Here is a 25,886-nt window from a genome sequence, read left to right on the forward strand (position 1 = left end):
ACCGTGTTACCGGGCGCTCACAGATGGTGGCAGAAAGGAGGCACCCGCTACGCCACCCGCGCCACCGGTACGACCACCGTCCCACGTTCGGGTGAATGGAGAAACGTATCTTCACCCGCCATCTGCACGACTGGACCACTCGTACGAACGGGTTTGACCGGCCGCGACCGCTCAGCGCGCGACCCGGGCGACCCAGGCGGCCGGGTCGTGGATCTCCTCCTTGGTCGGCAGGGTGTTCGGCGACGTCCAGACCCGGTTGAACCCCTCCATGCCGACCTGCTCCACCACACCGCGCACGAAGACCGCGCCGTCCTGGTACTGGCGGAGCTTGGCGTCCATGCCGAGCAGCCGGCGCAGCACGAGGTCCAGCCGGTTGGCGCCGCGGTCCCGGCGCTGCTGGAACTTCTCCCGGATCTCCGCCACGCTCGGCACCACCGCCGGGCCGACGCCGTCCATCACCACGTCCGCGTGGCCCTCCAGCAGCGACATCACGGCCGTCAGCCGGCCCAGGATCTCGCGCTGGGCGGGCGACTGGACGATCTCCATCAGGCCGGTGGACCCCTGGCCCGCCTCGCCGCGGCCGCCCAGGCCCGGCAGGCCGCCGCCGAGCGTGCCCGCCGCGTCCCGCAGCCGGTCCAGCAGCGCGCCCGGGTCGACGTCCGTCTCGGTGAGGAAGGACTGCACCTCGGACTGGATGTGGTCGCGCAGCCAGGGCACCGCGGTGAACTGGGTGCGGTGGGTCTCCTCGTGCAGGCAGACCCAGAGCCGGAAGTCGGCCGGGTCGACGTCCAGCTCCCGCTCGACGTGGACGATGTTCGGCGCCACCAGCAGCAGCCGGCCCGGGCCGGGGCCGTCCGGGCCCAGCCGGGGCTTGTCGAACAGGGCGGCCGGGCTGTCCGGCGCCTCCAGCGAGGGCTCGGCCGGGGCGAAGGTCTCGTACTGCCCGAGCACCTTGGTGGAGAGGAAGGCCAGCAGGGCACCGACCTCGATCCCGGTCGCCTTCTCCCCCACCGTGCCGAACACGCCGGCGGCCGGCCCGGTCGACCGCCGGGCCTGGAGCTTCTCCACCAGCGGCTGGACGATCGTGCGGAAGCCCGCCACGTTGGCCCGCACCCAGCCGGGGCGGTCCACGACCAGCACCGGGGTCGCGACGGCGTCGGCGAGACTGCTGGAGCGCATGCCGGTGAACGCCCGGACGTGCTCCTCGGCCTCCAGCGCGTGCCTGCGCAGTTCGGCCACCACGGCGGCCGCCTCGGCCCGGCTCACTTCCGGCCCCGGCCGCACCAGCCTGGTCGCGGTTGCGACCGCGAGATTCCAGTCGACCATGTCAGCACCGCCGCTCGCGCTCGTCATGCCCTCACCGTACGTGCTCCGGCCCACCGGGGGGAGCCACCCGTACCGACCGCCTGCGTCCCGGACGGGCCGGGCGGCCCCGTGGCGGCACCGCCCCGGGCCGATCCGGCGGGCCGCGAGCCCGGGGGCGGCGGAGGCGCCGTCAGTGGCAGCCGCAGGCGGCGAGACGGGCGACGATGCGGTCCATCGCCGCCCGGGCGGTGTCGGCGGGAGCGGGCGTCCTGGTCATCACGGCGAAGACCAGCAGCCGGCCCTCGGCGTCCACCACCGTGCCGGCCAGGGTGTTGACGCCGGAGATGGTGCCGGTCTTGGCGCGCACCAGCCCCGCCGCGCCGTCCGCGCCGGAGCCGCTGCCGAAGCGCTTGCCGAGGGTGCCGCTGAAACCGGCGACCGGGAGGCCGGTGAGCACCGGACGCAGCGTCGGGTGCTGCTCCGAGGCGGCCAGCGCGAGCAGCCGGACCAGGACGGCCGGCGGGATCGCGTTGCCCGGGTGGAGTCCGCTGCCGTCATTGAGCACCACCCCGGTCATCGGCACGCCGAGCCGGGCCAGTTCCTGGACGACGGCGGCCGCGGCGCCCTCGAAGCCGGCCGGCTGGTGCGCGGCGACGGCGACCTGACGGGCCATCGCCTCGGCGAGGGTGTTGTCGGAGGTGGTCAGAAGCCGTTCGACCAGCCGGGCGACGGTGGGCGAGTCCACCCGGCCGAGCACCGCGGCGCCGACGGCGGCCGGCGCGGCGGACGGCCGGGCGCGGCCGTCGACGGTGACGCCCTGGGTCTTCAGCAGGGCCGCGAAGGCGTCGGCGGCCGCTCCCGCCGGGTCGGCGACCCGGGGCGGCGCGTCCTCGCGGCTCTTCGGGTCGACCTTGCCCTCGTCCACCATCAGCGGGGTGACCAGCGCGATGTTGGCCGCGTCGTGGTTCTTGTGCTGCGGGTTGCCGGAGTACAGCGAGAGGTCGTAGTCGAGCTTCACCGTGGTGGTGCCGGCAGCCTTCAGCGCGGTGGCGGTCTGCCGGGCCAGCGCGTCCAGCGAGGCGGGGGCGGTGTCGGCGTCGGCGGGCAGGCCGGCGATCTGCACCTGGTCGGCGGGCAGCGCGGTGAGGGTCGGGTCACCGCCACCCACGAGGGTGATCTCACCCGGGTTCGCACCCTTGACGACCCGGGTGGTCAGCCGGGCGTCGCCGGGGATCAGCGAGAGCGCCGCGACCGAGGTCGCCAGCTTGGTGGTGGAGGCGGGCGTGGCCGGGGTGTTCTCCCCGGAACCGTAGAGGAGTTGGCCACCGGCGGCGTCCGCGACGGCGAAGCTGACGGTGCCCAGGTTCCGGTCGCCGAGCGCGGCGGCCAGCGCCTGCTGGAGGCCCTGGGTGGTGGGCAGACCGGCGCTCGGGCCCGCTTCGGCGGCGGCGAGCACCGCCCCGGCGGCGGGGGCCGGGCGGGCCCCGGCCGGCGGGGCCGGGGTGCCCGTGGCGGGGCCGGCCGGGGTGCCGGAGGCGGTGGTGCCGGTGCTGCCGGGGGCGGTGGCACCGGTGGTGGCGGCGGCCGCGACCGGCCCGGTGCCGGCCGGGCGGGGCGTCCCGGTGGCACCGGTGCGGCCCTTGCCCCGGCCGTTGCCGCCGGCGCCGCCGTTGTCGTTGCCGTGACCACCGTTGCCGTTGCCGCCGCGTCTGCCGTCCCGGTCGTCGTCCTCGCCGTGGCCGCTGGAGCTGTGCCCCCCGGGCGGGGGCGAGGGCTGTGCGTGCGCCCCGGCGCCCGAGGCCAGGACGGTGCCGGCGACCAGTAGTGCCGCCCCGAACAGTCCCGCCGTCGTCCCCCTGCGGCGGTGCCCCGCCCCGACCCCTGCGCCCACCGACCGGCCCCTTTCCTGAGCACTCACTCCCGTAGGAGACACTTGGATTCTGTCAGTCCCTACCTTGGAGGAACCGTTGGAGTTCGACGTCCTTATCGAGATCCCGAAGGGCTCGCGCAACAAGTACGAGGTCGACCACGAGACCGGCCGGCTTCGCCTTGACCGGATGCTGTTCACCTCGACCCGTTACCCGGCCGACTACGGCTACGTCGAGGGCACCCTCGCGGACGACGGTGACCCGCTGGACGCGCTGGTCATCCTGGAGGAGCCGACCTTCCCCGGTTGCCTGATCAAGTGCCGCGTCATCGGCATGTTCAAGATGACGGACGAGGCCGGCGGCGACGACAAGCTGCTCTGCGTCCCGGCGACGGACCCGCGCTGGGAGCACCTGCAGGACATCCACCACGTGTCGGAGTTCGACCGTCTGGAGATCCAGCACTTCTTCGAGGTCTACAAGGACCTGGAGCCCGGCAAGTCCGTCGAGGGCGCCAACTGGGTCGGCCGCGCCGAGGCCGAGGCCGAGGTCACCGCGTCGATCAAGCGACTGGCGGACCAGGGCGGTCACTGAGTCCTCGTACCGATCTCGTTCTCCCAGGGCAGTTCGAGGTAGGTCGAGGCAGTCGGAGGCCGGGGTTCGCGGAGTTGTCCGCGACCCCGGCCTTCGGCGTTCCCGGGGGCCGTTTTACCGACACCCTGTCGGCATGACGACTACTTAGGTTAGGCTAACCACAATAGTCGGGGCCGATGCCGATCACTGGAGGCCGCATGCCCACGCCCGAGCAGTCCGTCCCCTTCTCCACCGTGCTCCGCACCGCCAGCAGCGAGGAACACGAGGCGGCGGAGCAGTCGTCGTTCATGAGCCACCTGCTGGGAGGGCGGCTCGGGATCGACGCCTACGCCGACCTCACGGGCCAGCTCTGGTACGTCTACCGCGCCCTGGAGGGCCGGGCCGCCGCGCTGGCGGAGCACCCGGTGGCCGGGCCGTTCATCGACCGGGCCCTGCTGCGCACCGCCGCCATCGAGCGCGACCTGGAGCACCTGCGCGGGCCCGGCTGGCGCGAGGGCCTGGCGCCGCTGCCCGCCACCGCCGCGTACGTGGCACGAGTGGAGGAGCTGGCGGCCGAGTGGCCGGCCGGGTACGTCGCGCACCACTACACCCGCTACCTCGGCGACCTGTCGGGCGGTCAGATCATCCGCGGCATCGCCGAGAAGACCTGGGGCTTCGAGCGCAAGGGCGACGGCGTGCGGTTCTACGTGTTCGAGGAGGTCGACAACCCGGCCGCCTTCAAGCGTGACTACCGGGCCAAGCTGGACGCCGCCGGGCTCGCACTGGACGACATCGAGCGCCGCCGGGTCGTCGAGGAGTGCAAGCGGGCCTTCGTGCTCAACGGCGCGATCTTCCACGACCTGGACGCGCGGTACCCGCTCAGCGCCTAGGCCCCGGCCGCGACGCCGCACACCCCGGGCAGGAACGTTCCTGCCCGGGGCGTTCGTGCGTGGGTGCCGTCGTACGCGGCGGGGCGTTCGTGCGTGGGGATGTTCGTGCGCGGCGGGGTGCTCTTTCGCGGCCGGGCAGGCCGGAACACCGGGCCCCGGCGGGTGGCTGCCCGCCGGGGCCCGGTGTGCGTCGTGGCGCCGGGTCAGGCCTGCGCGCTCCGCCGGCGGACCAGCACCGTCGCGCTGCCGCCGAGCAGCAGCAGGCCGGCGGCAGTGGCCAGCAGCGGCACCACCGGGGTGTCCGCGCCGGTGGAGGCCAGCGTCGCGCCGCCGCCGGTGGTCAGCGAGGCGCCGCCACCCGTGCGCGCGGCGCCGGAGCCGGAGCCCGCGCCGGTGTTGATGTTGGTACCGGTGCCGGTACCGGTGCCGCCCGCCGGGCCGGACGGCAGCTGGGCGCCCTTGTCGAAGGCCAGCGAGACGGAGACCGGGTCGAGCGCCTCGCCCGCCGGGTAGCTGCCGAACGCGGGCACGCCCTCGGTGGTCAGGGTGGCCGGGACGCCGGAGAGCGTCACCACGCCGTCGACCGGGGCGAAGCTCGCCCGGGAGAGGTCCAGCTTGGCGATCCGGACGCCGGAGAGCGCGGTGTCGCCCTTCCCGTCCCGGGCCTTCGCGTTGACGTCGGCGGTCAGGTACGCGCCGTCCTTGTCGATCTTCAGGCCGAACTTGGCGAGCGTGGTGTCCAGCTCGTAGCCGCCGTCCTTCGGGTGGCCGAGGAAGCGCACCGAGCCGTTGAAGCCGGCCGACACGGCGTGCGTCGTGGTGTTGTAGCTGCCACTGCCGCCGCCGAAGCGGTAGCCCGCGGCGCCGCCGCCGAACTCCACCTTGCCGTTGGCCGTCGGGCTCGCCAGGTACCTGCGGAAGCTCTCCTTGACCGACCAGTCCAGGGTGGCGTTCACGACGGCGAGTTCGCCGTTGCCGCTCGGCGCGGCGGTGGCGGACGGGGTACCGGTCGCCGAGGGGGTCCCCGTCGCCGAGGGCGAGGACGAGGCCGACGGGGAGCCGGTGCCGGTCGGCGACTGCGTCGCGGACGGCGAGCCGGTCGCCGAGGGCGAGGACGAAGCGGACGGGGAGGCGGTGGCGGTCGGGGACTGCGTCGCCGACGGGGAGGCGGTGGCGGTCGGCGACGGCGTGGCCGGGCTCTGCTTCAGCAGCAGCGCCAGCGGGTCCATGTCGGCGCCCGCCTGGTAGAAGCCCGCGAACGCCTTGGCGCCCTGCTCGGTGAGCTTGGCCGCCGCCGGGACGCCGTTGGTGGTGTCCCGCGCGACGGTGAACGTCACCAGCGGCACGTCGTCCCGGCGGGTGACCTCGGCCGCGCCCACCGACTCCTTGGAGGCGGTGTCGGCGGTCAGCGTGCCGGTCGTCCCGGAGGTGGAGATCTTCAGGTCGCTCAGCCCGACGTCCAGCGCGCCGTGGTGGGCGGTGAAGCGGACGCCACCGGTGAAGGCCGAGGTGAGCGAGTGCGTGGTGAGGTCGTACGTGGCGCTCGCCAGACCGAAGTGGAAGCTGCCGTCCGCGTTGGTGGTGGCGCCGCCGCTCGGCTCCACACCGCCCTGGCCGATCGGGCCGGTGACGTAGCTGCGGAAGCTGGCCTTGACCCCCCAGTCCAGCGCGCCGGTGTCGTACGTGACGCTGCCGGGGCCGCCTGCGCCGAAGGCGAGCGCGGGGGCGCCGAGGGCGGTCAGACCGAGGCCCGTGGTGGCGGCGGCGAGGGCGGCCAGCCTGGTGCGGTTGCGGCGGCGTGCGGGCACGACGGTGCTGCGGGACATGGTGGAACTCCGATCGGTGAGCGGGAGAAGGGAGGGCGTCAGGCCGGGTCGGCGGGGGTGTCCCCGGCGGACGCATCGGGTGGGACGGCGGCCCGGTCCGCGGGGGCGGAGCGGCGCCGGTGCCGGGCGAACAGGCCGCCGGCCACCGCGAGGGCGGCCACCAGCAGGGCGCCGGCCACCGCCGCGGTCGGGAAGCCGTCCGCGGGGGACGCGGCAACGGGTGCGGCGGAGGGCATCGCACCGCCGCCCGGGCCCGGTGTGGCCGGCGGGGCGCTGCCGATGTCGGGCAGCGGGGGCAGCACGGCGGCCGGGTCGAGGGCGACGGCGAAGCTCAGCGGGTCCATCACGGTGCCCGCCGGGTAGAGGTTGCCGAAGGCCTTGGCGCCCGCCTCGGTGAGCGTGAGCGGGAGCTCGGTGGCCTTCAGCAGGCCGCCCTCGGGCTTCAGGCCGGCCGCTTCGAAGGCGGCCAGCTCGACGCCGGCCGCCTGCTGCGAACCGCCGTCCGGCGTGCGGCCGGAGACGTCCGCGACCAGCCGGCCCCGGCCGCCGGCCACCGTGACGGCGGGGTTGGCGAGGGTGAGGTCGAGCCCGAAGCCGTCACCGCCCGGCATCCCGGTGAAGCGGACGCTGCCGGCGAAGGAGGCGGTGAGGTCACCGACCGCCGGGTCGTACCCGCCCTTGGCCGGGGTCCAGCGGAAGAACGCGCCGCCGTCCGCCGCACCGCCGCCGAGCTCCCAACGCCCCTTGGCGATGGCGCCGGTGACGTAGTCGCGGAAGGTCCGCCGGACGCCCCAGTCGAGCGCGCCGTTGGCGAACTCGGTCCGGGCCGGGGCCGGGGGTGCGGCCGGCGGCGTGGTGGCCGAGGGCTGCTCCGGTGTCGCGGCGGGCCGTTCGGTGGGCTCCGCGGCCGGCACGGCCGACGGCGCGGCGGCCGTCGCCGACGGGGTCGCGGAGGCCGGCGGCGCGGCCGGCAGGTTGACCGAGAGGCTGACCGGGTCCAGTGCCGTCCCGGCGGTGTAGAAGTTGCCGAAGGCCTTCGCACCCGCGTCCGTCAGCGTCGCGGGCACCGTACTGAGGGCCAGGGTGCCGGCGGCGCCGCGCAGGTCGACCCCGGCCAGCGAGAGGTCGGCGAGCTTGGCCTGGCTCACGCTGCTGACCTGGCCGGTCTCCCTGGACTTGCTGCTGACGTCCGCGTAGAGCCCGGCGCCACCGCCCGCGGAGGCCCGGAAGGTGAGCCGGCCGATGCTCAGGTCGAGGGCGTTGACGCCGTTCTCCTGGTGCCCGGTGAACCGGAGGCCGCCGGAGAAGGCCGCGCTCAGCGCACCCGTCGCCGGGTCGTACGTGCCGTTCGCCGAGTGGAACCGGAAGGTGCTCCCGGCGACCGTGGCGGCGCCGCCGGTCAGCCCCCAACTGCCCTTGGCGATCGGGCCGGTGACGTACGTCAGGAAGGACTGCTTGATCCCCCAGTCCAGCCGCCCGCCGGAGACCCTGCCCTCCACCGCCGCCGCCTGGACGGGCAGCAGCGCCACCGTCAGGAGGGCGGCAAGGGCGGCCACCAGGGTGGCGGCCAGGCGGCGGAGCCGTCTGGGCAGGGGCACGGCGGATCACTCCTCGGCACGGCAGGGGGACACGGCGGGACGAGGGCACGGCGCAGCGCCGACCCCCTTGCGAAATTCAGGTAAGGCTAACCTAATATATGAGTCAAGAGTCCCGCCGACCACCCCGGCCCAACGGGCGTCGGCCGGGACAACTCCCACTGAAGGGGCGCACGTTGAGCAGCAGCACGATCCGAACCCGGGCGGCCCGCGGGCCCCTCCAGTTGCTGCTCGCCCTCGGCCTGCTGCTCGCGGCGACCGCCTGCGGACCGGGCTCGGCCGCCACCGGCACAGCCGCCGGCGCCGCCTCCGCCAAGGCCCCGGACACGGTCGAACCGCTGCCCGGCAAGCCCGCCCCGCAGCTCCCGGCCACCGCCGCCTCCGCCGACGGCCGCCAGGTGACGGTCACCAGCGCCGACCGGATCGTCCCGCTCAACGGCAGCCTCGCCGAGATCGTGTTCAGCCTCGGCCTCGGCCCCGCGGTGGTCGCCCGCGACGTCTCCACGACCTTCCAGCAGGCCGCCGCCCTGCCGGTGATCACCCAGGCCCACGACGTCTCCGCCGAGGGCGTGCTCTCGCTGCACCCGACCGTCGTCCTCGCCGACCGCTCGACCGGCCCGGCCGAGGCGATCAGCCAGATCCGCGCGGCCGGCGTCCCGCTGATCGTCCTGGACGACGCCAAGCAGCTCGCCGACGTCGGTCCCCGGATCGACACCGTCGCCGCCGCCCTGGGCGTCCCGGACGCCGGACGGCAGCTGAAGGCGCGCACCGAGCAGCGGATCACCGAGGCGAGGGCCGCACTGCCCACCTCCGAGCGCCACCCCAAGGTCGCCTTCCTCTACCTGCGCGGCGGCGCCTCCGTCTTCCTGCTCGGCGGCCCGGCCTCCGGCGCCACCTCGCTGATCGAGGCCGTCGGCGGCGAGGACGCCGGCAAGTCCGCCGGGCTCACCGGCGACTTCACCCCGCTCACCAGCGAGGCCCTGGTCAAGGCGGCCCCCGACGCCATCCTGGTGATGAGCAAGGGCCTGGAGTCGGTCGGCGGCGTCGACGGCCTGCTCAAGCTGCCCGGCGTCGCCCAGACCCCGGCCGGCCTGGACCGCCGGATCGTCTCGATCGAGGACGGGCAGTTGCTCGGCTACGGCCCGCGCACCCCGCAGGTGCTCCGCGAGATCGCCGGCCAGCTCTACCCGGCGGGCGCCGAGTGAGCACCGCCGTACGGAAGAGGACCGTCCCGCTGCCGGGCCCGCGGCGCACCGCCGTGATCGTGGCCGGGCTCGTCGCCGGCCTGCTGCTCTGCACCCTGCTCGCGGCCGGCATCGGCGCCTACCGCATCCCGCTCGGCGACACCCTCGCCTCGCTCGGGCACCGGCTCGGCCTCGGCGGGCACGCCCTGGACCGCGTCCCCGAGTCGGTGCTCTGGAACGTCCGCCTCCCCCGGGTGGTGCTGGCCCTGCTGGTCGGCGGCTCGCTCGGCTGCGCGGGCGCCCTGATGCAGGGCGTGTTCGGCAACCCGCTGGCCGAGCCCGCCGTGATCGGCGTCTCCTCGGGCGGCGCCGTCGGCGCGGTCGGCTGCATCGTGCTCGGCCTGGACGCGCTCGGCAGCTGGACGGTGACCGTCTTCGCCTTCGTCACCGGGCTGCTGACGGTCTTCGGGGTGTACGCGATGTCCCGCTCCGGCGGCCGCACCGAGGTGGTCACGCTGATCCTCACCGGCGTCGCGGTGAACGCCTTCTGCGGCGCGGTGATCGGCATCTTCCTGTTCACCGCCGACTCGGCCGCGATCAGCCAGGTCACGTTCTGGCAGCTCGGCTCGCTCTCCCAGGCCACCTGGGGCAAGGTGCTCGCGGTGCTGCCGTTCGCCGCCGTGGGGCTCGCCGTCGCCCCGCTGTACGCGCGCAAGCTGGACCTCCTGGCGCTCGGCGAACGCCCGGCCCGCCACCTCGGGGTGGACGTCGAGCGGATGCGGCTGGTGCTGATCACCGTCGTCGCGCTGCTGACCGCGGCCGCCGTCGCGGTCAGCGGCATCATCGGGTTCGTCGGCCTGATCGTCCCGCACCTGCTGCGGATGGCCGCCGGCCCGGGCCACCGCTTCCTGCTGCCGGCCTCCGCCCTCGGCGGCGCGCTCGTCCTGGTCGCCGGCGACCTCGCCGCCCGCACCCTGGCCGCGCCCGCCGAACTGCCGCTCGGTGTGCTCACCGCGCTGATCGGCAGCCCGTTCTTCTTCTGGCTGCTGCACCGGACCAGGACCAAGCAGGGAGGCTGGGCATGAGGCTCCGCGCCACTCGGACCGTGCCCGAGCGGCCCCGGCCCGGTACCGAGGTGCTGACCGCCGAGGGCGTGCGGCTGACGATCGGCGGGCGCGAACTGCTGACCGGTGCGGCCGTCCGGGTGACGGCGGGCGAGGTCGTCGCGCTGCTCGGCCCGAACGGCGCGGGGAAGTCCACCCTGCTCTCCGTGCTGGCCGGCGACCTCCGGCCGACCGCCGGGGACGTCCGGCTGCACGGCCGGCCACCGGCCGACCACAGCACCGCCGAACTCGCCCGGCACCGGGCGCTCCTGCCGCAGTCCGCCGCGCTGTCGTTCCCGTTCCCGGCCGGCGAGGTGGTCCGGATGGGCCGCGCCCCCTGGGCCGGCACCACGGCCGCCGCCGAGGACGAGGCGGTGGTCGCCGAGGCGATGGCCGCCACCGAGTCCGCCGCCTTCGCGGACCGCCCGTTCACGGCGCTGTCCGGCGGCGAGCGGGCCCGGGTGGCCCTGGCCCGGGTGCTCGCCCAGCGGGCCCCGCTGCTGCTCCTGGACGAGCCGACCGCCGCCCTCGACCTGCGCCACCAGGAGCTGGTGCTGCGGGTGGCCCGGGCGCGGGCCGCCGCCGGGGACGCCGTGGTCGTGGTCCTGCACGACCTCTCGCTGGCGGCGGCCTACGCGGACCGGGTGGTGCTGCTCGCCGGCGGCGCCACCGTCGAGGAGGGGACGGTGTCCGAGGTGCTGCGCGCGCCCCTGCTCAGCGAGGTCTACGGCCACCCGGTCGAAGTCCTCACGCACCCGCGCACCGGCGTCCCGCTGGTGCTGCCGGAGCGCGCCCGCCGGCCCGGTCCGCCGGGCCGCTAGGCGGGCGGCGCGGGCCGGGCGGTCAGCCCTCGTCGTCGAGCCGGAAACCGACCTTCAGACCCACCTGGTAGTGCTGGATCCGGCCGTCCGCGAGGTGGCCCCGGACCTGCGTCACCTCGAACCAGTCGAGGTTGCGCAGCGTCCGGGACGCCCGCTCCACCCCGTTGCGGACGGCCGCGTCGACGGACTCGGTCGAGGACCCGACGATCTCGGTCACCCGGTAGACGTGCTCACTCATGGCGGACTCCCTCAGCTGTGCGACGGCCCCCGGTCCACCGTGCACCGGGGCCGGGCGCTCCGCACTCCGGCGGCGGCCGGCGGGAGGACCTGCCGGGAGCCCGCGGAAGAACCGTCACCGGGCCGCCGCGGGGCCGCCGAAGAGCCCTCGCGGGGCCGCCGGGAGGCCCTCAGAAGGCCGCCCGGACCTCGCCCACCGGCACGCCCCCGCCGAGCAGCGGCGCGGCGCCGATCCGCTCGATGGTGCCGTCGGCCGGCTCCACCCCGAGCCGGCGCAGCGCCGCCGCGAGGACCGGCCCACGGGCCCGCTCGGCGCCGTCGTCGATCTTGAAGGCGAGCGCCCGGCCGTCCGGCAGCGCGACCACCTGCACCGCCTCGGCCCCCATCTTGGACAGCGCGCCCGGCACCGCCCGCATCAGCCAGGTGTCGGCCCGGCGGGTACCGGCCACGTACTCGGGGTGGGCGCGCATCGCGTCGGCCACCCGGCGCTGCGGGGTGCCCTCCCCGGCCAGCAGCAGGGCGCGGTAGCCGCGGGCCAGGCCGGTCAGGCCGACGGCCAGCAGCGGTGCGCCGCAGCCGTCCACCCCGGCGTGCGCCGCCGGCTCGCCGGTGGCCTCCTCCAGGGCCTCGCGGGCCAGCAGCTGGACGGGGTGCGCCGGGTCGAGGTAGCTCTCGACCGGCCAGCCGTTCGCCACGCAGGCGGCCAGCCACCCGGCGTGCTTGCCGGAGCAGTCCATCAGGATCGGCGCGCGCCCGCCGCCGGAGGCCAGGACCAGCTCGGCCTCGGTCTCGTCCAGCGGGAGGTCGGCCGGGGTCCGCAGGGCGGACTCGTCCAGCCCGGCGCCGGCCAGGATCCGCCGCACGCCGTCGAGGTGAAACGATTCTGCGGAGTGACTGGAAGCCGCCAGCGCCAGCAGCTCACCCTCGATCGCCAGGCCCGCCCGCAGCGTGGCCACCGCCTGGAACGGCTTGGCGCAGGACCGCGGGAAGACCGGCGCGTCGGGGGCACCCAGCGCGAACTCCACCGAGCCGTCGGCGGCGAGCAGGACCAGCGACCCGTGGTGCCGGCCCTCGGTGAAGCCCGAGCGTATGACCTCGGCGAGGACGGGCAGGACGGCGGATTCGGACATGGCGGAAGCCTTCCGGGGCGAGGGTGGGCCGGGGGCGAGCCGGGCCGTGCACCCGCCCCCGGACGCCTCACCCGGTCAGAGCGGGCCGCCCGCGAGCAGGTCCTCGACCCGCGCTTCCCCATCACGGTACCTGCGGGTGATCTCGGCGCTGCAGCCGTCCGCCGTCCGCAGCAGCCGCTGCCGCCGGCCGGAGACCTCGCGCTCGTGCGCCCGGAGCCGGTCGACGGCCGCCAGCAGCTCCTTCTCCGGGTGCGCGGCGAGGTCCGCCAGCTGGACGTCGCCCATCAGCGCGTCCGCCTCCAGCTGCGACTGGAGGCCGCGCGGCGGCCCCAGCGTCATGTGCCGGGCGGAGCGCCGCACGGTGGACGGCGCGTCGGTCAGGATGGCCGGCAGCCGGTCCAGCAGGGCGCCGCCCGGCGGCCCGTCACCCCCCGCCGCGGTCCGGAGCGCGGTGCCCGGCCGGCGGTCCAGTTCGGCCCGGAGGATGTCCATCCGCCCCTGCAGCAGCCGCCGCAGGTACGAGAGGTCGGCCTCCTGCTCCAGGGTCTCCCGGCGCAGCGCCCGCAGCTGATCCAGCCCCAGCCGCTCCAGAACGGGCTCCGCCTCCTCCCCCGCCGGCGGACCGGGGGCACCACCCGGCCGCAGGCCCGGGGGCGAGAGGTCCACCACCGGCTCCGTCCCCTCGGGCACCCACCCGGACCGGTCCTGTGCCGCGCTGCTCGCGTCCATCAACCAACCACCTGCCGTCGTCCGATCCCGCCCGCTCGCGGCACCCCGTCGCCTGCCGCCGGTCCGGCCCGTCCCCGCGGGCGGGCCGTCGCGCCGCACCAGCCGCGCCTACCCGTCCGGGGCACGCCCGGGCACCCCCCGAAGGTTCCCGCCCCCGGGCAGCGCCACCCTCCGGGGCGACACCACCAGAACGCCTGTTCCATCGGCTCGTCCACCCGACCGAACCGGGCCCGGCGCGGCGGACCTCTGGCGCCCCGGACCCCTCGTACGGTTCCCCAGCGTGCCACCCCGCCCACTGCCGGTACACCGCCCGTGCACTCGAACGGCCCCCTGGCGAACGGGGGTGGCTGATATGACCAGGGCTTTCCGCAGCAGGAGCGGCGCCCGCCGGAGCGCAGGCGCACGCTACCCGGCTTGCGCCAGGCCCGTGCGCGCCCTGGCAGCGCTCGCGGACGGGCAGTGCTCGTGGACGGGCAGTGCTCGTGGACGGGCAGTGCTCGTGGACGGGCAGGCCGGCCGGCGCAGGGTGCGCGCGGGCGCGGCAGGCCGCTCCGGCACAATGGCCGCATGCGAGCAGTGGTGCAGCGAGTGACCGAGGCCCGGGTGACGGTGGCCGGCGAGACCGTCGGCGCGATCGAGGGGCCCGGGCTCTGCGTCCTGGTCGGCGTCACGCACGAGGACACCCCCGCCAAGGCCGCCCAACTGGCCCGCAAGCTCTGGACGCTGCGGCTGCTGCCGGCCGACGAGGACGGCATCGAGCAGTCCTGCTCCGACCTGGCCGCACCGCTGCTGGTGATCAGCCAGTTCACCCTCTACGGCGACGCCCGCAAGGGCCGCCGCCCCACCTGGAACGCCGCCGCGCCCGGCCCGGTCGCCGAGCCGCTGGTCGACGAGGTGGTCGCCCAGCTGCGCGCGCTCGGCGCCAAGGTCGAGACCGGCCGGTTCGGCGCGGACATGCAGGTGGCCCTGGTGAACGACGGCCCGTTCACCGTGCTCGTGGAGATCTGAGCCGGGGCCGGGCACGCCCGGCCCCTCCGGCGCGGGCCTGCGGCGCGGGCCCGCCGGCAGACGCCCAATGGGGGACGCCTACTGGGGGACGATTACGTCCTGCGTCCCCGGCACCGTGCCGGCCAGCAGCACCGCGTCCACCGGGACGTTCCGCTTGACCACGGCGAGCGCGATCGGCCCCAGCTCGTGGTGGCGGGCCGAGGACGTGACGGTGCCCAGCGCCCGGCCGCCCGGGTCCGAGGCGAGCCGCACCTCCGTCCCGTGCGGGGGCAGCGTCTCCTCCGTGCCGTCCAGGTGCAGGAAGACCAGGCGGCGCGGCGGGCGGCCCAGGTTGTGCACCCGGGCAACCGTCTCCTGCCCGCGGTAGCAGCCCTTCTGCAGGTGGACGGCGCTCTCCAGCCAGTCCACCTCGTGCGGGATGGTCCGGTGGTCGGTCTCGAAGCCGAGCCGCGGCCGGTGCCCCTCGATCCGCAGCGCCTCGTACGCCCAGATCCCGGCCGCCGGGCCGTACCCCGCGGTCAGCGTCGCCAGCTCGGCCCGCGGCAGGAAGAGGTCCCGCCCGTGGGACAGCTCGCGCAGCGCCGCCGCACCGTCCGCGGAGGCGGTGGAGCCGGCCGGCAGGTGCACCACCGCGTAGTCGGCGGTCGCGTCGGTGACCTCCACCCGGTAGAAGAACTTCATGCTCTCCAGGTAGCCGATCAGCGCCTGCTGGGTGCCCGGCTCGACGTGCGCCCAGGTGGTGCTGCCGTCGTCGACCAGGTAGAGCGCGTGCTCGACGTGCCCGTTCGGGGAGAGCACCAGCGCCTCGGTGGCCTGCTGCGCCGGCAGCCCGCTGACGTGCTGCGTGAGCAGCAGGTGCAGCCAGGCCAGCCGGTCGTCGCCGGTGACGGTCACCACGCCGCGGTGCGAGAGGTCCACGAAGCCCGTGCCCCGGGCGAGGTTCCGCTGCTCGCGGAAGATGTCGCCGTAGTGGGCGGCCACGCCCTCGTCGGTTCCCTCGGCGGGGACGGCACCGGGCAGCGCAAGCAGCGGGCTCTTCATACCGGCCAGCTTACGACTGCCCCTCCGCGCGCTTGGCGGTGCAGTCGGCGCAGCGGCCGAAGATGGCGAAATGCTTGAGGTCGGTGTCGAAGCCGTGCTGCTCGCGCAGGCTCTCGATCAGCGGCCGGGCGATCTCGGTACCCGTCTCGGTGACCTTCTCGCAGTCCCGGCAGACCAGGTGCAGGTGGTGATGGCGGCCGGCCAGGTGGTACGTCGGGGCGCCGTGTCCGAGGTGCGCGTGGGACACCAGGCCGAGCTCCTCCAGCAGCTCCAGGGTCCGGTAGACGGTGGAGATGTTGACGCCGCTGGCAGTCTGCCGCACGTGCCCGAGGATGTCGTCCGGGGTCGCGTGACCGAGCACGTCGACCGCCTCCAAGACGAGTTGGCGCTGCGGCGTCAGCCGGTACCCGCGCTCGCGCAGGTCGGCCTTCCAGTCGCCGGAGAGCTGCCAGTCGGTGGTACCGGTGTCCGCCACGAGTTCTGTCCCTACCAAGGTCGGGGTCCTGGGACAAGTGTAGGGACCGGCCCGTGGCCGGTCCCCACCTCGTGCAGGAACGTGCTCAGCGGAAGAAGGCGATGCCGTCGTCCGGCAGGTCGTTGATGTCCTTGATCAGCTGGGCCGGGCTGAGGACCTTCTTCAGCTGCGCCGACATGTACGGGCGCAGCGGCACCTCCGGCGCGGACTTCTCGCCCACCCAGAGCAGCTCGTCGTTGACGAAGCCGTACAGCCGCTTGCCGCCGGAGTAGGGCGCCGAGCCCTCGATCCGGGCCACCGCGTCGGTGGCGACGTCGATCTGCGGCTTGCCGTCGGCCAGCTCGCCGTACCAGATCTCCACGGTGCCGTCGTCACGGAGGGAGGAGATCTCGATCCCGCGGGCACCGCTGGTGCCGTCGTGGTTGCTGGTGATGCGCCAGAACGCGTGCTCGTTCTCCAGCGGGCGCACCTTCTCGCCCTCGTTGTCCAGCACCCAGGTACGGGAGCGGAACTCCAGGAAGGGCCGGCCGTCGTGCCGGATCACGATCTCCTGGCCGAAGTTGCACTTCTCCGTGCCGGGGCCCTCCTCGTGGGGCAGCGGGGCGTAGACGCCCGCGCCCTCCCAGGTGCCGAGGAGGAAGGCCAGCGGGACGACGTCCCTGTGGAGGTCAGAAGGGATCTCGATCATGTTCCTGGTCGCTGTCGTCGGTGTGGGGCTGCTTCAACCGTACGGCAGCCGGGTCAGCGCTGGCCCTGGTACAGCTTCATCACCGAGAAGATGGCGAACCAGGTGATCAGCACGGCCATGAGGGCCAGCAGACCGTCGAAGAAGATTTCCAGACCGGACACGGGGGGCTCCCAGGGCGGCGACAGTGTGGTGGATTTTGCTGCGGTCACTCTATCCGCCGGGTGCCGACGGGTCTCGGTGAGCCCCACCACGTCGGGATTTCGCCGGGATCTAGGGTGACGTCATGTCGTCGAAGAAGCTCGTCATCAAGGTCACCGCCGGCGCCGACGCGCCGGAGCGCTGCTCGCAGGCCTTCACCGTGGCGGCGGTCGCCGTCGCCAGCGGGGTCGAGGTCTCGCTCTGGCTCACCGGGGAGTCGTCCTGGTTCGCCCTCCCGGGCCGCGCGGCGGAGTTCGAGCTGCCGCACGCGGCGCCGCTGCCGGACCTGCTGGAGTCGATCCTGGCGGCCGGCACCGTCACGCTCTGCACCCAGTGCGCGGCGCGGCGCGGGATCGAGCAGAAGGACACCGTCGAGGGCGTCCGGATCGCGGGTGCGCAGGTCTTCGTCAGCGAGATCATGGCCGACGGCGTGCAGGCACTCGTCTACTGATCCCCCGGACGGTCCCCCGGGCGGCGGCCCTCCCGGTCGGGGCGGTCCCGGTCGTGGCGGGGGTCGTCCCACTTCGGGTCGTCCCAGCGCGGGTCGTTCCACCAGTCGTCCTCCGGGTCCCGCTTGTTGGCGAAGACCGCGGCGGCCGGGGGGATGACCATCGCGAACAGGCACATGCCGATCGCGGCCGGGACCGACCAGAACCGGACCACGCCCCAGGCCAGCACGAACAGCCCGAGGCAGACGGCCATCATGACGAAGTAGTAGCGGCGGCGCCGGCTCGACTGCACCGTTCCACGGTATGCCCGAGGGCCCCTGCGCGGCAGGGGCCCTCGGGTGGGGGACCGGGTGGTCCCCGGGGACGGCACTCCGGAGATCACTCTCCGGGGCCGGTCCTCGGGGTCGGTCCCAGGGGTCGGGTCGGTCAGACCGCGATCGCGACCTCGGTCAGGTTGCCCTGGGAGGCGACCACCTGGCGGTCCACGGTCTGGCCCGGGACGAGCGCCCGCAGGGTCCACTTGCCCGGGCGGGCGAAGAACCGGAACTGGCCGGTCGCCGAGGTGGGCACCTCGGCCGTGAACTCGCCGCCCTCGTCGAGCAGCCGGACGTAGCCGTTGACCGGCTCGCCGTCTCGGGTCACGGAACCCTGGATGATCGTCTCGTTAGCCACGTCAACTCCTGCCAGGTCCGGGCCGCCGGCCTTCGCACCGCACATGTCTTGTCTCCTTCTGCCTTACGGGTCGAGCCGGTGGCTCAGTTGCCGAGCTCGATCGGCACGCCGACGAGGCTGCCGTACTCGGTCCACGAGCCGTCGTAGTTCTTGACGTTCTCCTGGCCGAGCAGCTCGTGCAGCACGAACCAGGTGAGCGCGGAGCGCTCGCCGATGCGGCAGTAGGCGATGGTGTCCTTCGCCAGGTCGATGCCCTCGGCCTCGTACAGGGCCTTCAGCGCGTCGTCGCTCTTGAAGGTGCCGTCGTCGTTGGCGTTCTTGGCCCACGGAATGTTGCGGGCGCTCGGCACGTGGCCGGGACGCTGCGACTGCTCCTGCGGGAGGTGGGCCGGGGCGAGCAGCTTGCCGGAGAACTCGTCGGGCGACCGCACGTCGACCAGGTTCAGGTTGCCGATGGCGGCGACCACGTCGTCGCGGAAGGCGCGGATCGAGGAGTCGGCGGCCTGCGCCTTGTACTCGGTCGCGGCGCGGGCCGGCACCTCGGCGACGAGGTCACGGGAGTCGAGCTCCCACTTCTTGCGGCCGCCGTCGAGCAGCCGGACGTCGCCGTGGCCGTACAGCTTGAAGTACCAGTAGGCGTACGAGGCGAACCAGTTGTTGTTGCCACCGTAGAGAACGACGGTGTCGTCGTTGGCGATGCCCTTGGCGCTGAGCAGCGCCTCGAAGCCGGCCTGGTCGATGAAGTCGCGGCGGACCGGGTCCTGGAGGTCCGTCTTCCAGTCGATCCGGACGGCGTTGCGGATGTGGTTCTTCTCGTACGCGGTGGTGTCCTCGTCGACCTCGACGATGACGACCTTCGGGTCGTCCAGTCGGGCCTGGACCCAGTCGGCGTCGACCAGGACGTCGCTGCGGCTCATGGTGATGTTCTCCATCCGGGGGCGGTTTGCGGAAGGTGCTGCTGCTACGGGGTTCTGCGGGTCGCCCGGCGACGGCCGGTCCGAATTCCTGTCCGAATAATGGGACGAGGAGAGGTGTGCGGCACGATCGGGCGGTGGTCTGCGAGGGGCAGCGGGGACAGTCGGCCCGAAAAGCCGGGCCAGGTCACCGGGAGAATCGGCGGCGGGCTGCAACTGCCCTGCCAAGGCGCCGATTTAGCGCATTCGACACAGACAGGCGGCCACGCGGCACAGGTCTACCGCCCGCCGCTTCGTGAGGTCCGTCTGTCGCTTCATGCGGTCGATGCTAGGGACATCGGCCGCCCGCTGTCATCAGCGTATCGAATGGTGAGACCAAATGATTCGCATGATGAGATTTGACCATTTCATGGGCGGTGGGAACCGGCCACGGCCCGTGCGGCACCCCGTGCGGACGGGGGAACGACACCGCTCCGCGGTCGGCGCTGGACAGCGCGTCTCGCGGAGCGGAACGGAACGGGGCGGAACGGTGGGGCAGAAGGGCGCGGAGGCGCGGGGGCCGGAGGGTGCGCGTGCGCGGGTCGGGGCCTGCGGGCGGCGCGGCCGGGCCCTGCGGTCAGCCGATGACCTTGACGTGGTTGCCGTCGAAGGTCAGCTGGAGGCCCTCCTCCTGCGGGGACACCGAGGCCAGCTTGAGCCCGGCCGGCAGCGCCGAGAGGGTGAAGCTCACCGGCTCGACCTGCTGGTTGGTCAGCCCCGCCAGCATCGCGGCCATGCCGTTGAGCTTGAAGCCGTCCGCGGTGACGGTGTTGCCCTGGCTGTGCACCGTGCCCTCACCGATCGGGACCTGGCCCAGTGCGGCCTTGATCTTGCCCGGGCCCCCGTAGGAGAGGCTCAGCCTGGTGCCGGAACCCACCGGGAGCTTGGCCGCGGCGGGCACCATCTGCGAGGCCGGCGGCAGCAGCTGGGCGAGGTCCGCGTAGGAGATCAGGCCGGTGCCGGTGCCGCTGTCCACGGTGGCGCTGGTCATGCTGTCGCTCACCGCGACGCCGGCCAGCCTGGCCTTGAAGGAGTGCAGCGCCACCTGGTGCGTCCCGTCGCCGACGGTCAGCCCGTCCGCCGTGATCCGGACGTCGTCCAGCTTCATCGACAGCACCTGGGTGAGGAACGGGAAGCCCTCGATGGTCACGTCGGGCCGCTGGCTCATCCGGCCGGACTTGACCATCTGGTCGGCCGCCTCGTCCTCGGCCACCCCGACGGCGATGCGGTCGGCGCCCAGCAGCAGACCCCCGAGCACCGTCAGCCCGATGGTCGCCTTCAGCCAACCCCGCATCGCTCTCCCCCGTCGTCGTCCGCTGTCGTCCTGCTCTTCGTACCGGCTGCTCTTCGCACTGGCTCACTGCCGACCGTACTGCCCGTCGCTCGTCACTCGTCGTGGCGGTCGCCCGTCCCCGTCGCGGGGCGGCCACCCGCACGACGGTACGACGCCCCGCCCCGGAGCTTGGTTCCGGGACGGGGCGTCGCAGGGGTGCGCCGGAGGTCAGCCCGCCAGCAGGCGGGTGGCGATCCAGATCAGCGGCGAGGCCACGGCCAGCGGCAGCGCCACGCCTGCCGTCATGTGCACGAAGCGGGACGGGAAGTCGTACCCGGCGACCCGCCGGCCGACCAGCGCACCGAGGCCAGCAAGTGCGCCCAGCGCGAGCGGCGCACCCACCACCAGGCCGAACACCACAGCCGCGGCCAGGCCGAGCACCGGGCCCAGCAGCTTGGGGCCGGGCAGCGGCGCGGCGGCCAGCACGGTGGCCAGCGCGACCGCGCCGACCGCCGCCGGCACCCAGTCGGCCAGCAGCAGCGCGGTGCAGAGCACCGTCACCACCGTCGCCGAGCCGAGCACCGTCAGCGCGTAGAACCGCTCCTTCGGGTCCGAGGGCCGGAACGTCTGGAGCACCAGGACCAGCAGGAAGAAGCCGCCGAGCGTGCCCACCACGGCCGCCGCGCCACCGTCCGAGTCGGCCAGCAGCACCGCCGCGTCGGCGGTGAACCCGGCCAGCGCGGCCAGCGCGATGCCCTGGCGGGCCGGCCACATGCCGTTGAGGCGGAACCAGCCGGCCGCCGTCAGCCCCTGGAGCAGCACGACGACCAGGGCCAGCGCGACCTGCCCGAGCGCCGCGCCGCCGGCCAGCAGGGCCGCGGCACCGGCGGTGATCAGGGCGGGCTGCAGGCCCGGGTCGATGATCGGCGAGCCGGTCCGCGGCGCGGCCGGGGCCGCGGAGGCGGCCGACGGTGCGGACTGCGCGGGAACGCCGGGCCGGGGCGGGACGGGGCGCTTGAGCGTCATGGTCGGCGGGTCGAAGTCCTGGACGGGTGCCTGCGCCGCGGGACGGCCCGCGTGCCGGGCCGGCGCGGGAGGTGCGGCGGGTCCGGCGGGTCCGGCAGGGCCGGCGGGTGCCGGGCCGGGCACGGGGGCCGCGGTGGGCATCGCGCCCGACACGACCACCGGCGGGAGCAACGCGGTGGCCGCGTCGTCCATCGGCGGGACGGGCGGCAGCAGTGCCGTGGCGGCGTCGTCCACGGGCGGCTGCGGGTAGGACGGCTGCCCGTACGGGGCCTGCCGGCCGTACCCGGGCTGCTGCCCGTACGGCGGCTGTCCGGGCTGCGGCTGCTGCCCGTACAGCGGCTGCTGTTCGTAGGGCTGTTGCCCGTGCTGCGGCTGCTGTCCGTAGGGCTGCCGCTGCTCGTAGGGCTGCGCCGGGGGCCCCTGCTGGGCGCCGGGGCCGTACGGCCCCGACCCGGACGGCCCGTACGGGCCCGGCGCGGCCTGTGGGTGCCCGGGCTGTGCCTGCGGGTGCGGGTACGGGTGCTGCGGCCGGCCGTCCGGGCCGGCGTTCACGTGGTTCGGATCCGTCACGCCGCTCACCCTCCCGCGAACGGCGGGAGCACCTCGACCGAGCCGCCCTCGGTGAGCGCCACGGTCGCGTGGTCACGCCCGCCGACCGGCGAGCCGTCCACCAGGTAGGAGCAGTGCCCGAGCAGCCGGACGAGCTTGGGCCGGTCGGCGTGCCGCTGCCTGGCCGCGGCCAGTGCCTCCGCCAGGGTCGCCGCCTCGTACGGCTCCTCGGCCAGCCCGGCCTCCGACTTCGCCGCCGCCCAGTAGCGGATCGTCCCGCTCACCCGAGCGGCGCCCGCCGGCTCCGTGGTCGCACCCATGGCAACCCCTTCTCGTCGTCCTCGCCCGGGCCCGGTACCCCGGTCGGGTCGCCTCCGGGGCGCCCACGCTTCACCCGAAAGGTGTACGCGCACAGCACCGCCGATGTGCGCTCCATGATGGCGTGTCCGCCGCCGCGACCGGCAATCGCCCTGGCCCGGAGGGTGCCGGCGGCACGGCGAAGCTGTGGCCGGTCTCACCCCCGGTGCACCCGAAATGGCCGAACCGCCGCTTTCGAGCCCTCCCGGTACGGGAGCCGGTCGGCTATTCTCGACCCCTGAGGGATCCGGGCAGAGTCGCCCCCGGGTCCTTTTGTGCTTTCAGGACGCCAATACGGACGTCCTTGCGATTCGTCGGTCCACCCCCGGCGCGCCGCAGGGGCCGCCCCGCCATTCGCGGCACAACGACGTGCCCGGGCCCGGTCGGGGTGTTCGGAGACCCGGCGCCGGGCCGCCGCCCGGCACGGGACAGACCGGAAGGTTCGCGGGATGAGCAGGGCAGAAACGGTGCTTCAGGGGTTGCGGGACCTCCGGCGCGCGAACCGTTGCGCCGTGCACGCCGGCGAGTCCTCCGGTCGGCACCCGGCGTCCGGCCTCACCCCCACCTCAGCACGAGCGCCATCCGGCTGTGGCGGCAGCCGTAACGCGACCGCGACGACCCGGAAAGGGGACTAACCGGGTATGAGTTCTCTGCTCCTCCTCACCAACGCACTGCAGCCCTCAGCGGAGGTGCTGCCCGCCCTCGGCCTGCTGCTGCACAACGTCCGGGTGGCTCCGGCCGAGGGCTCCGCCCTGGTCGACACCCCCAGCGCCGACGTCATCCTGGTCGACGGCAGGCGCGACCTGCCGCAGATCCGCAGCCTCTGCCAGCTGCTCCGCTCCACCGGCATCGGCTGCCCGCTGATCCTGGTGGTCACCGAGGGCGGCCTCGCCGCCGTCACCGCCGAGTGGGGCATCGACGACGTCCTGCTGGACACCTCCGGCCCCGCCGAGGTCGAGGCCCGGCTGCGGCTCGCGCTCGGCCGGCTCCAGGCGACCCCCGACGACAGCCCGATGGAGATCCGCAACGGCGACCTCTCGGTCGACGAGGCCACCTACTCCGCCAAGCTCAAGGGCCGGGTGCTCGACCTCACCTTCAAGGAGTTCGAGCTGCTCAAGTACCTCGCCCAGCACCCCGGCCGGGTCTTCACCCGGGCGCAGCTGCTGCAGGAGGTCTGGGGCTACGACTACTTCGGCGGCACCCGGACGGTCGACGTCCACGTCCGCCGGCTGCGCGCCAAGCTCGGGGTCGAGAACGAGCAGCTGATCGGCACCGTCCGCAACGTCGGCTACCGCTTCGTCGTCCCGGAGAAGCCGGACAAGGGCGAACGGCCGGACCTCGCCCAGCGCACCTCGGCCCCGCTGGAGGCCTGACCGCCGGCCGGGCGGGCACCACCCGCCCGGCCTGTCCGCATTCGCCCGGGGCTGTCCAGGGGATTCCGCCCACCCGTCGAGCTGGCACTGCCCCGGCGGACGCCACCCGCGTAGACTCCCCCCGTGGCCAAAGTGACGCGCGACGATGTAGCCCGACTGGCTGGGACCTCGACCGCGGTCGTCAGCTACGTCATCAACAACGGGCCGCGCCCGGTCGCGCCCGCCACCAAGGAGAAGGTGCTCGCGGCGATCGAGCAGCTCGGCTACCGGCCGAACAGCGTCGCGCAGGCGATGGCCTCCCGCCGCACCAACCTGATCGGCATGGTCGTCCCCGACGCCCGCCAGCCGTTCTTCGCGGAGATGGCGCACGCCGTGGAACGCGCCGCCTCCGAGCGCGGCAAGCTGGTGCTGATCGGCAACTCCGACTACGTGGACGACCGCGAGGTGCACTACGTCCGCGCGTTCCTCGGCATGCGGGTCTCCGGTCTGATCCTGGTCAGCCAGGGCCCCTCGCAGCGCGCCGCCGAGGAGTTCGCCGCGATGGAGGGCGCCAAGGTGGTGCTGCTGCACCGCCGCCCCGAGGCGATCGACGACGTCGCGGTGGTCACCGACGACGTGGGCGGCGCCGAGGCCGTCGTCCGCCACCTGCTGGAGGAGCACGGGCACCCGTACGTGGCCTGCTTCGGCGGCCCCGTCGAGTCCCCCGCCCCCGGCGACCCCGTCATCGACCACGTCGAGGGCTGGCAGCGCGCGATGGACGCGCACGGCCTGCCCACCGAACCCCACCTGATCGACGCGCCCTTCCACCGCTACGGGGCCTACGAGGTGGCGCTCGGCGTGCTGCGCTCGGAGCAGCGGCCCCCGGCGATCTTCTGCTCCACCGACGACCAGGCGATCGGCGTGCTGCGGGCCGCCCGGGAGGTCGGCCTCCGGGTGCCGGAGGACCTCGCCGTGGCCGGCTTCGACGACGTGCCCGAGGCCGCCCTCGCCGACCCGCCGCTGACCACCGTCGCCTCCGACCGCGACGCGATGGCCCGGGCCGCCGTCGACCTGGTGCTCGACGACTCGCTGATGGTGCCCGGATCGGACACCGAACGCGTCCGGAAATTCCCGTCGCGCCTGGTCATCCGCCGTTCCTGCGGCTGCCGGCCGACCGAGGCGCCGTCCCCGGCCTGACCAGGCTTTATGAGAAGTCAACGGGCTTCTCGGAGCCTTCTGATCCCACTCTCACCGGATTCTCATCCGGCGGGCGGACGTTGGTCGGCATGAGCGATCAGCAGCACGGCAGCGAGCACCTCGGCCAGAGCGGACAGTACGGGCAGAGCGGGCAGTACGGGCAGTACGGGCAGTACGACGGCCGGTACCCGTCCAGCACGCCGGACCCGTACGCGTACGGCGCGCAGAGCAGCCACGGCGCCCCGGAGAGCACCGGCGGCGGGTACCCCCAGGCGTACCCGCACGCCGGCGACGGCCAGGTCGTCCCCGGCACCGTCCTCAGCAGCAGCACCACCGGACACCCCGGCCACGCGGCCGCCGGGACACCCCCCGTCGGCACCCCGCCCCCGCCGCCGGCCGCGCCCCCGATGCCGCCGGCGCCGCCCGCATCTCCCGGGGCCGACGGCCCGGCCCCCCACGGCGGCCCCGCCCGGCGCGGCTTCCTCCGCGGCCGGATCGCCCTGGTCACCGCCGTCGCCGCGGTCGCCGCCGTACTCGGCGGCGTGACCGGCGGCGTGGTCGCCGCCGAGCAGCACGGCTCCGGCAGCCGCACCACGACGATCGCCAGCCCCGTCTCCGCCCGCTCCGACGGCAGCGCCGACGTGGCCGCCATCGCCTCCGCCGTCTCGCCGAGCGTCGTCCAGATCACCGTGAAGGCCGCCAACGGCACCTCCACCGGCACCGGTGTGGTCCTCACCAAGGAGGGCCAGATCCTCACCAACTACCACGTCGTCTCCGGCGCGGCCGCCGGCGGCCAGGTCACCGTCACCTTCAAGGACGGCTCCACCGCCAAGGCCACCGTCACCGGCACCGACAAGGCCCTGGACGTCGCCGTGATCACCGCGACCGGCGGCAAGGACCTCACCCCCGCCACCCTCGGCGACTCCGCCGGCGTCGGGGTCGGCGACCCGGTCGTCGCCATCGGCAACCCGGAGGGCCTCACCGGCACCGTCACCTCCGGCATCATCAGCGCCGAGAACCGCGAGGTCAGCGTCCAGGTCGACGAGGGCGCCACCAGCGGCAACGGCGGCTTCGGCTTCCCCAACCTCCCCGGCCTGCGCGGCAACACCCCGCAGAACAGCGGCGAGACCACGACCTACAAGGCCTTCCAGACCGACGCCGCACTCAACCCCGGCAACTCCGGCGGCCCGCTGATCAACGCCAACGGGCAGGTCATCGGCATCAACTCGGCCATGTACTCGGCGAGCGGCTCCAACTCCACCGCCGACAGCAGCAGCGCCGGCAGCGTCGGCCTCGGCTTCGCCATCCCGATCAACGACATCAAGCAGGTGCTGCCGAAGCTGCAGGCCGGCCAGAGCATCTAGCCGGACAATTACTCCGAGCAGGCCCT

The 25,886-nt window shown here is 74.5% G+C and carries 27 protein-coding genes; 10 read left to right on the forward strand and 17 right to left on the reverse strand.

The features are described from left to right. Nucleotides 1–171: 171 nt before the first annotated feature. Nucleotides 172–1,353: a zinc-dependent metalloprotease gene (locus tag OH807_RS19295; protein ID WP_406200390.1), complete on the reverse strand. Its 1,182-nt coding sequence runs from the start codon at nucleotides 1,351–1,353 to the stop codon at nucleotides 172–174. A 142-nt stretch (nucleotides 1,354–1,495) separates the two neighbouring features. Then, a complete protein-coding gene (gene dacB / locus OH807_RS19300; RefSeq protein WP_406200392.1) occupies nucleotides 1,496–3,196 on the reverse strand; it encodes a D-alanyl-D-alanine carboxypeptidase/D-alanyl-D-alanine-endopeptidase in 1,701 nt (566 codons plus the stop codon). 76 nt (nucleotides 3,197–3,272) lie between these two features. Between dacB and OH807_RS19305 the strand changes: the two genes are divergently transcribed. Both OH807_RS19305 and OH807_RS19310 read left to right on the forward strand, forming a co-directional pair. Then, nucleotides 3,273–3,764, forward strand: coding sequence for an inorganic diphosphatase (locus OH807_RS19305; protein WP_406200394.1), 492 nt, complete (start codon nucleotides 3,273–3,275; stop codon nucleotides 3,762–3,764). Between the two features lie 197 nt (nucleotides 3,765–3,961). After that, nucleotides 3,962–4,633, forward strand: coding sequence for a heme oxygenase (biliverdin-producing) (locus tag OH807_RS19310; protein WP_406200396.1), 672 nt, complete (start codon nucleotides 3,962–3,964; stop codon nucleotides 4,631–4,633). Nucleotides 4,634–4,836: 203 nt separating this feature from the next. On the opposite strand, the gene OH807_RS19315 is transcribed toward OH807_RS19310, so the two are convergent. Further along, nucleotides 4,837–6,459, reverse strand: coding sequence for an HtaA domain-containing protein (locus tag OH807_RS19315; RefSeq protein WP_406200398.1), 1,623 nt, complete (start codon nucleotides 6,457–6,459; stop codon nucleotides 4,837–4,839). A gap of 38 nt (nucleotides 6,460–6,497) precedes the next feature. After that, nucleotides 6,498–8,057 carry an HtaA domain-containing protein gene (locus OH807_RS19320; RefSeq protein ID WP_406200400.1) on the reverse strand — a complete coding sequence of 520 codons (1,560 nt, stop codon included), beginning with the start codon at nucleotides 8,055–8,057 and terminating at the stop codon, nucleotides 6,498–6,500. Between the two features lie 173 nt (nucleotides 8,058–8,230). Here OH807_RS19320 and OH807_RS19325 point away from each other — a divergent pair, with 173 nt between their 5' ends. The 3 genes from OH807_RS19325 to OH807_RS19335 are packed head-to-tail and all read left to right on the forward strand — an operon-like array spanning nucleotide 8,231 to nucleotide 11,162. Further along, nucleotides 8,231–9,259: a hemin ABC transporter substrate-binding protein gene (locus OH807_RS19325; RefSeq protein ID WP_406200403.1), complete on the forward strand. Its 1,029-nt coding sequence runs from the start codon at nucleotides 8,231–8,233 to the stop codon at nucleotides 9,257–9,259. Between the two features lie 29 nt (nucleotides 9,260–9,288). Beyond that, nucleotides 9,289–10,323, forward strand: a complete 1,035-nt coding sequence (locus OH807_RS19330; RefSeq protein WP_406211077.1) for a FecCD family ABC transporter permease — start codon at nucleotides 9,289–9,291, stop codon at nucleotides 10,321–10,323. Further along, entirely contained in the window at nucleotides 10,320–11,162 is an 843-nt protein-coding gene (locus OH807_RS19335) for a heme ABC transporter ATP-binding protein (protein WP_406200406.1), read from the forward strand. The genes OH807_RS19330 and OH807_RS19335 overlap by 4 nt, the downstream gene beginning before the upstream one ends. A 22-nt stretch (nucleotides 11,163–11,184) precedes the next feature. Here OH807_RS19335 and OH807_RS19340 read toward each other — a convergent pair whose 3' ends face one another. The 3 genes from OH807_RS19340 to OH807_RS19350 all read right to left on the reverse strand — a co-directional run bounded on the left by OH807_RS19340 (nucleotide 11,185) and on the right by OH807_RS19350 (nucleotide 13,258). Then, entirely contained in the window at nucleotides 11,185–11,400 is a 216-nt protein-coding gene (locus OH807_RS19340) for a dodecin (RefSeq protein WP_406200409.1), read from the reverse strand. Nucleotides 11,401–11,569: 169 nt separating this feature from the next. Next, entirely contained in the window at nucleotides 11,570–12,529 is a 960-nt protein-coding gene (locus tag OH807_RS19345; RefSeq protein WP_406200411.1) for an asparaginase, read from the reverse strand. A gap of 75 nt (nucleotides 12,530–12,604) precedes the next feature. Beyond that, complete coding sequence (locus OH807_RS19350) at nucleotides 12,605–13,258, reverse strand: ABC transporter substrate-binding protein (protein WP_406200413.1); 654 nt, start codon at nucleotides 13,256–13,258, stop codon at nucleotides 12,605–12,607. Between the two features lie 567 nt (nucleotides 13,259–13,825). Here OH807_RS19350 and dtd point away from each other — a divergent pair. Continuing rightward, entirely contained in the window at nucleotides 13,826–14,266 is a 441-nt protein-coding gene (dtd, locus tag OH807_RS19355) for a D-aminoacyl-tRNA deacylase (RefSeq protein WP_406200415.1), read from the forward strand. A 78-nt stretch (nucleotides 14,267–14,344) separates the two neighbouring features. On the opposite strand, the gene OH807_RS19360 is transcribed toward dtd, so the two are convergent. The 3 genes from OH807_RS19360 to OH807_RS19370 all read right to left on the reverse strand — a co-directional run bounded on the left by OH807_RS19360 (nucleotide 14,345) and on the right by OH807_RS19370 (nucleotide 16,470). Beyond that, complete coding sequence (locus tag OH807_RS19360; RefSeq protein ID WP_406200417.1) at nucleotides 14,345–15,307, reverse strand: YgfZ/GcvT domain-containing protein; 963 nt, start codon at nucleotides 15,305–15,307, stop codon at nucleotides 14,345–14,347. A 10-nt stretch (nucleotides 15,308–15,317) separates the two neighbouring features. Continuing rightward, nucleotides 15,318–15,782 carry a Fur family transcriptional regulator gene (locus OH807_RS19365; RefSeq protein WP_406200420.1) on the reverse strand — a complete coding sequence of 155 codons (465 nt, stop codon included), beginning with the start codon at nucleotides 15,780–15,782 and terminating at the stop codon, nucleotides 15,318–15,320. Nucleotides 15,783–15,867: 85 nt separating this feature from the next. After that, the gene (locus tag OH807_RS19370) at nucleotides 15,868–16,470 is read right to left on the reverse strand and encodes an FABP family protein (protein WP_406200423.1); all 603 of its coding nucleotides are present in this window, start codon (nucleotides 16,468–16,470) and stop codon (nucleotides 15,868–15,870) included. A gap of 283 nt (nucleotides 16,471–16,753) precedes the next feature. Here OH807_RS19370 and OH807_RS19375 point away from each other — a divergent pair, with 283 nt between their 5' ends. Beyond that, nucleotides 16,754–17,119, forward strand: a complete 366-nt coding sequence (locus OH807_RS19375; protein WP_406200425.1) for a DsrE family protein — start codon at nucleotides 16,754–16,756, stop codon at nucleotides 17,117–17,119. Here the strand turns inward: OH807_RS19375 and OH807_RS19380 are convergent. From OH807_RS19380 to OH807_RS19410, 7 genes are all read right to left on the reverse strand, one after another. After that, nucleotides 17,113–17,373, reverse strand: coding sequence for a hypothetical protein (locus OH807_RS19380; RefSeq protein WP_406211078.1), 261 nt, complete (start codon nucleotides 17,371–17,373; stop codon nucleotides 17,113–17,115). The two genes, OH807_RS19375 and OH807_RS19380, sit on opposite strands and share 7 nt — an antisense overlap. Nucleotides 17,374–17,543: 170 nt before the next feature. Further along, on the reverse strand, nucleotides 17,544–17,834 hold the full coding sequence (locus OH807_RS19385; RefSeq protein WP_093861460.1) for a DUF1416 domain-containing protein: 291 nt from the start codon (nucleotides 17,832–17,834) through the stop codon (nucleotides 17,544–17,546). 38 nt (nucleotides 17,835–17,872) lie between these two features. Beyond that, the gene (locus OH807_RS19390) at nucleotides 17,873–18,706 is read right to left on the reverse strand and encodes a sulfurtransferase (RefSeq protein WP_406200427.1); all 834 of its coding nucleotides are present in this window, start codon (nucleotides 18,704–18,706) and stop codon (nucleotides 17,873–17,875) included. Nucleotides 18,707–18,940: 234 nt separating this feature from the next. Next, entirely contained in the window at nucleotides 18,941–19,021 is an 81-nt protein-coding gene (locus tag OH807_RS19395; protein ID WP_350517234.1) for an Ms5788A family Cys-rich leader peptide, read from the reverse strand. 298 nt (nucleotides 19,022–19,319) lie between these two features. Continuing rightward, nucleotides 19,320–20,036 (reverse strand): DUF2993 domain-containing protein, encoded by a 717-nt coding sequence (locus tag OH807_RS19400; protein ID WP_406200429.1) that lies wholly within the window; start codon nucleotides 20,034–20,036, stop codon nucleotides 19,320–19,322. A 207-nt stretch (nucleotides 20,037–20,243) separates the two neighbouring features. Then, the gene (locus OH807_RS19405; RefSeq protein WP_406200431.1) at nucleotides 20,244–21,611 is read right to left on the reverse strand and encodes a hypothetical protein; all 1,368 of its coding nucleotides are present in this window, start codon (nucleotides 21,609–21,611) and stop codon (nucleotides 20,244–20,246) included. A 5-nt stretch (nucleotides 21,612–21,616) separates the two neighbouring features. Continuing rightward, on the reverse strand, nucleotides 21,617–21,910 hold the full coding sequence (locus tag OH807_RS19410; RefSeq protein ID WP_406200433.1) for a MoaD/ThiS family protein: 294 nt from the start codon (nucleotides 21,908–21,910) through the stop codon (nucleotides 21,617–21,619). A gap of 678 nt (nucleotides 21,911–22,588) precedes the next feature. On the opposite strand from OH807_RS19410, the gene OH807_RS19415 reads away from it, so the two are divergent. From OH807_RS19415 to OH807_RS19425, 3 genes are all read left to right on the forward strand, one after another. After that, the gene (locus OH807_RS19415; RefSeq protein ID WP_406200436.1) at nucleotides 22,589–23,320 is read left to right on the forward strand and encodes a response regulator transcription factor; all 732 of its coding nucleotides are present in this window, start codon (nucleotides 22,589–22,591) and stop codon (nucleotides 23,318–23,320) included. Between the two features lie 123 nt (nucleotides 23,321–23,443). Further along, nucleotides 23,444–24,496 (forward strand): LacI family DNA-binding transcriptional regulator, encoded by a 1,053-nt coding sequence (locus tag OH807_RS19420; RefSeq protein WP_406200439.1) that lies wholly within the window; start codon nucleotides 23,444–23,446, stop codon nucleotides 24,494–24,496. An 89-nt stretch (nucleotides 24,497–24,585) separates the two neighbouring features. Continuing rightward, nucleotides 24,586–25,860, forward strand: a complete 1,275-nt coding sequence (locus OH807_RS19425) for a S1C family serine protease (RefSeq protein WP_406200441.1) — start codon at nucleotides 24,586–24,588, stop codon at nucleotides 25,858–25,860. Nucleotides 25,861–25,886 lie beyond the last annotated feature (26 nt).

The organism is Kitasatospora sp. NBC_01560, assembly GCF_045208415.1.
In the GTDB taxonomy this organism is placed as follows: Bacteria; Actinomycetota; Actinomycetes; order Streptomycetales; family Streptomycetaceae; genus Kitasatospora.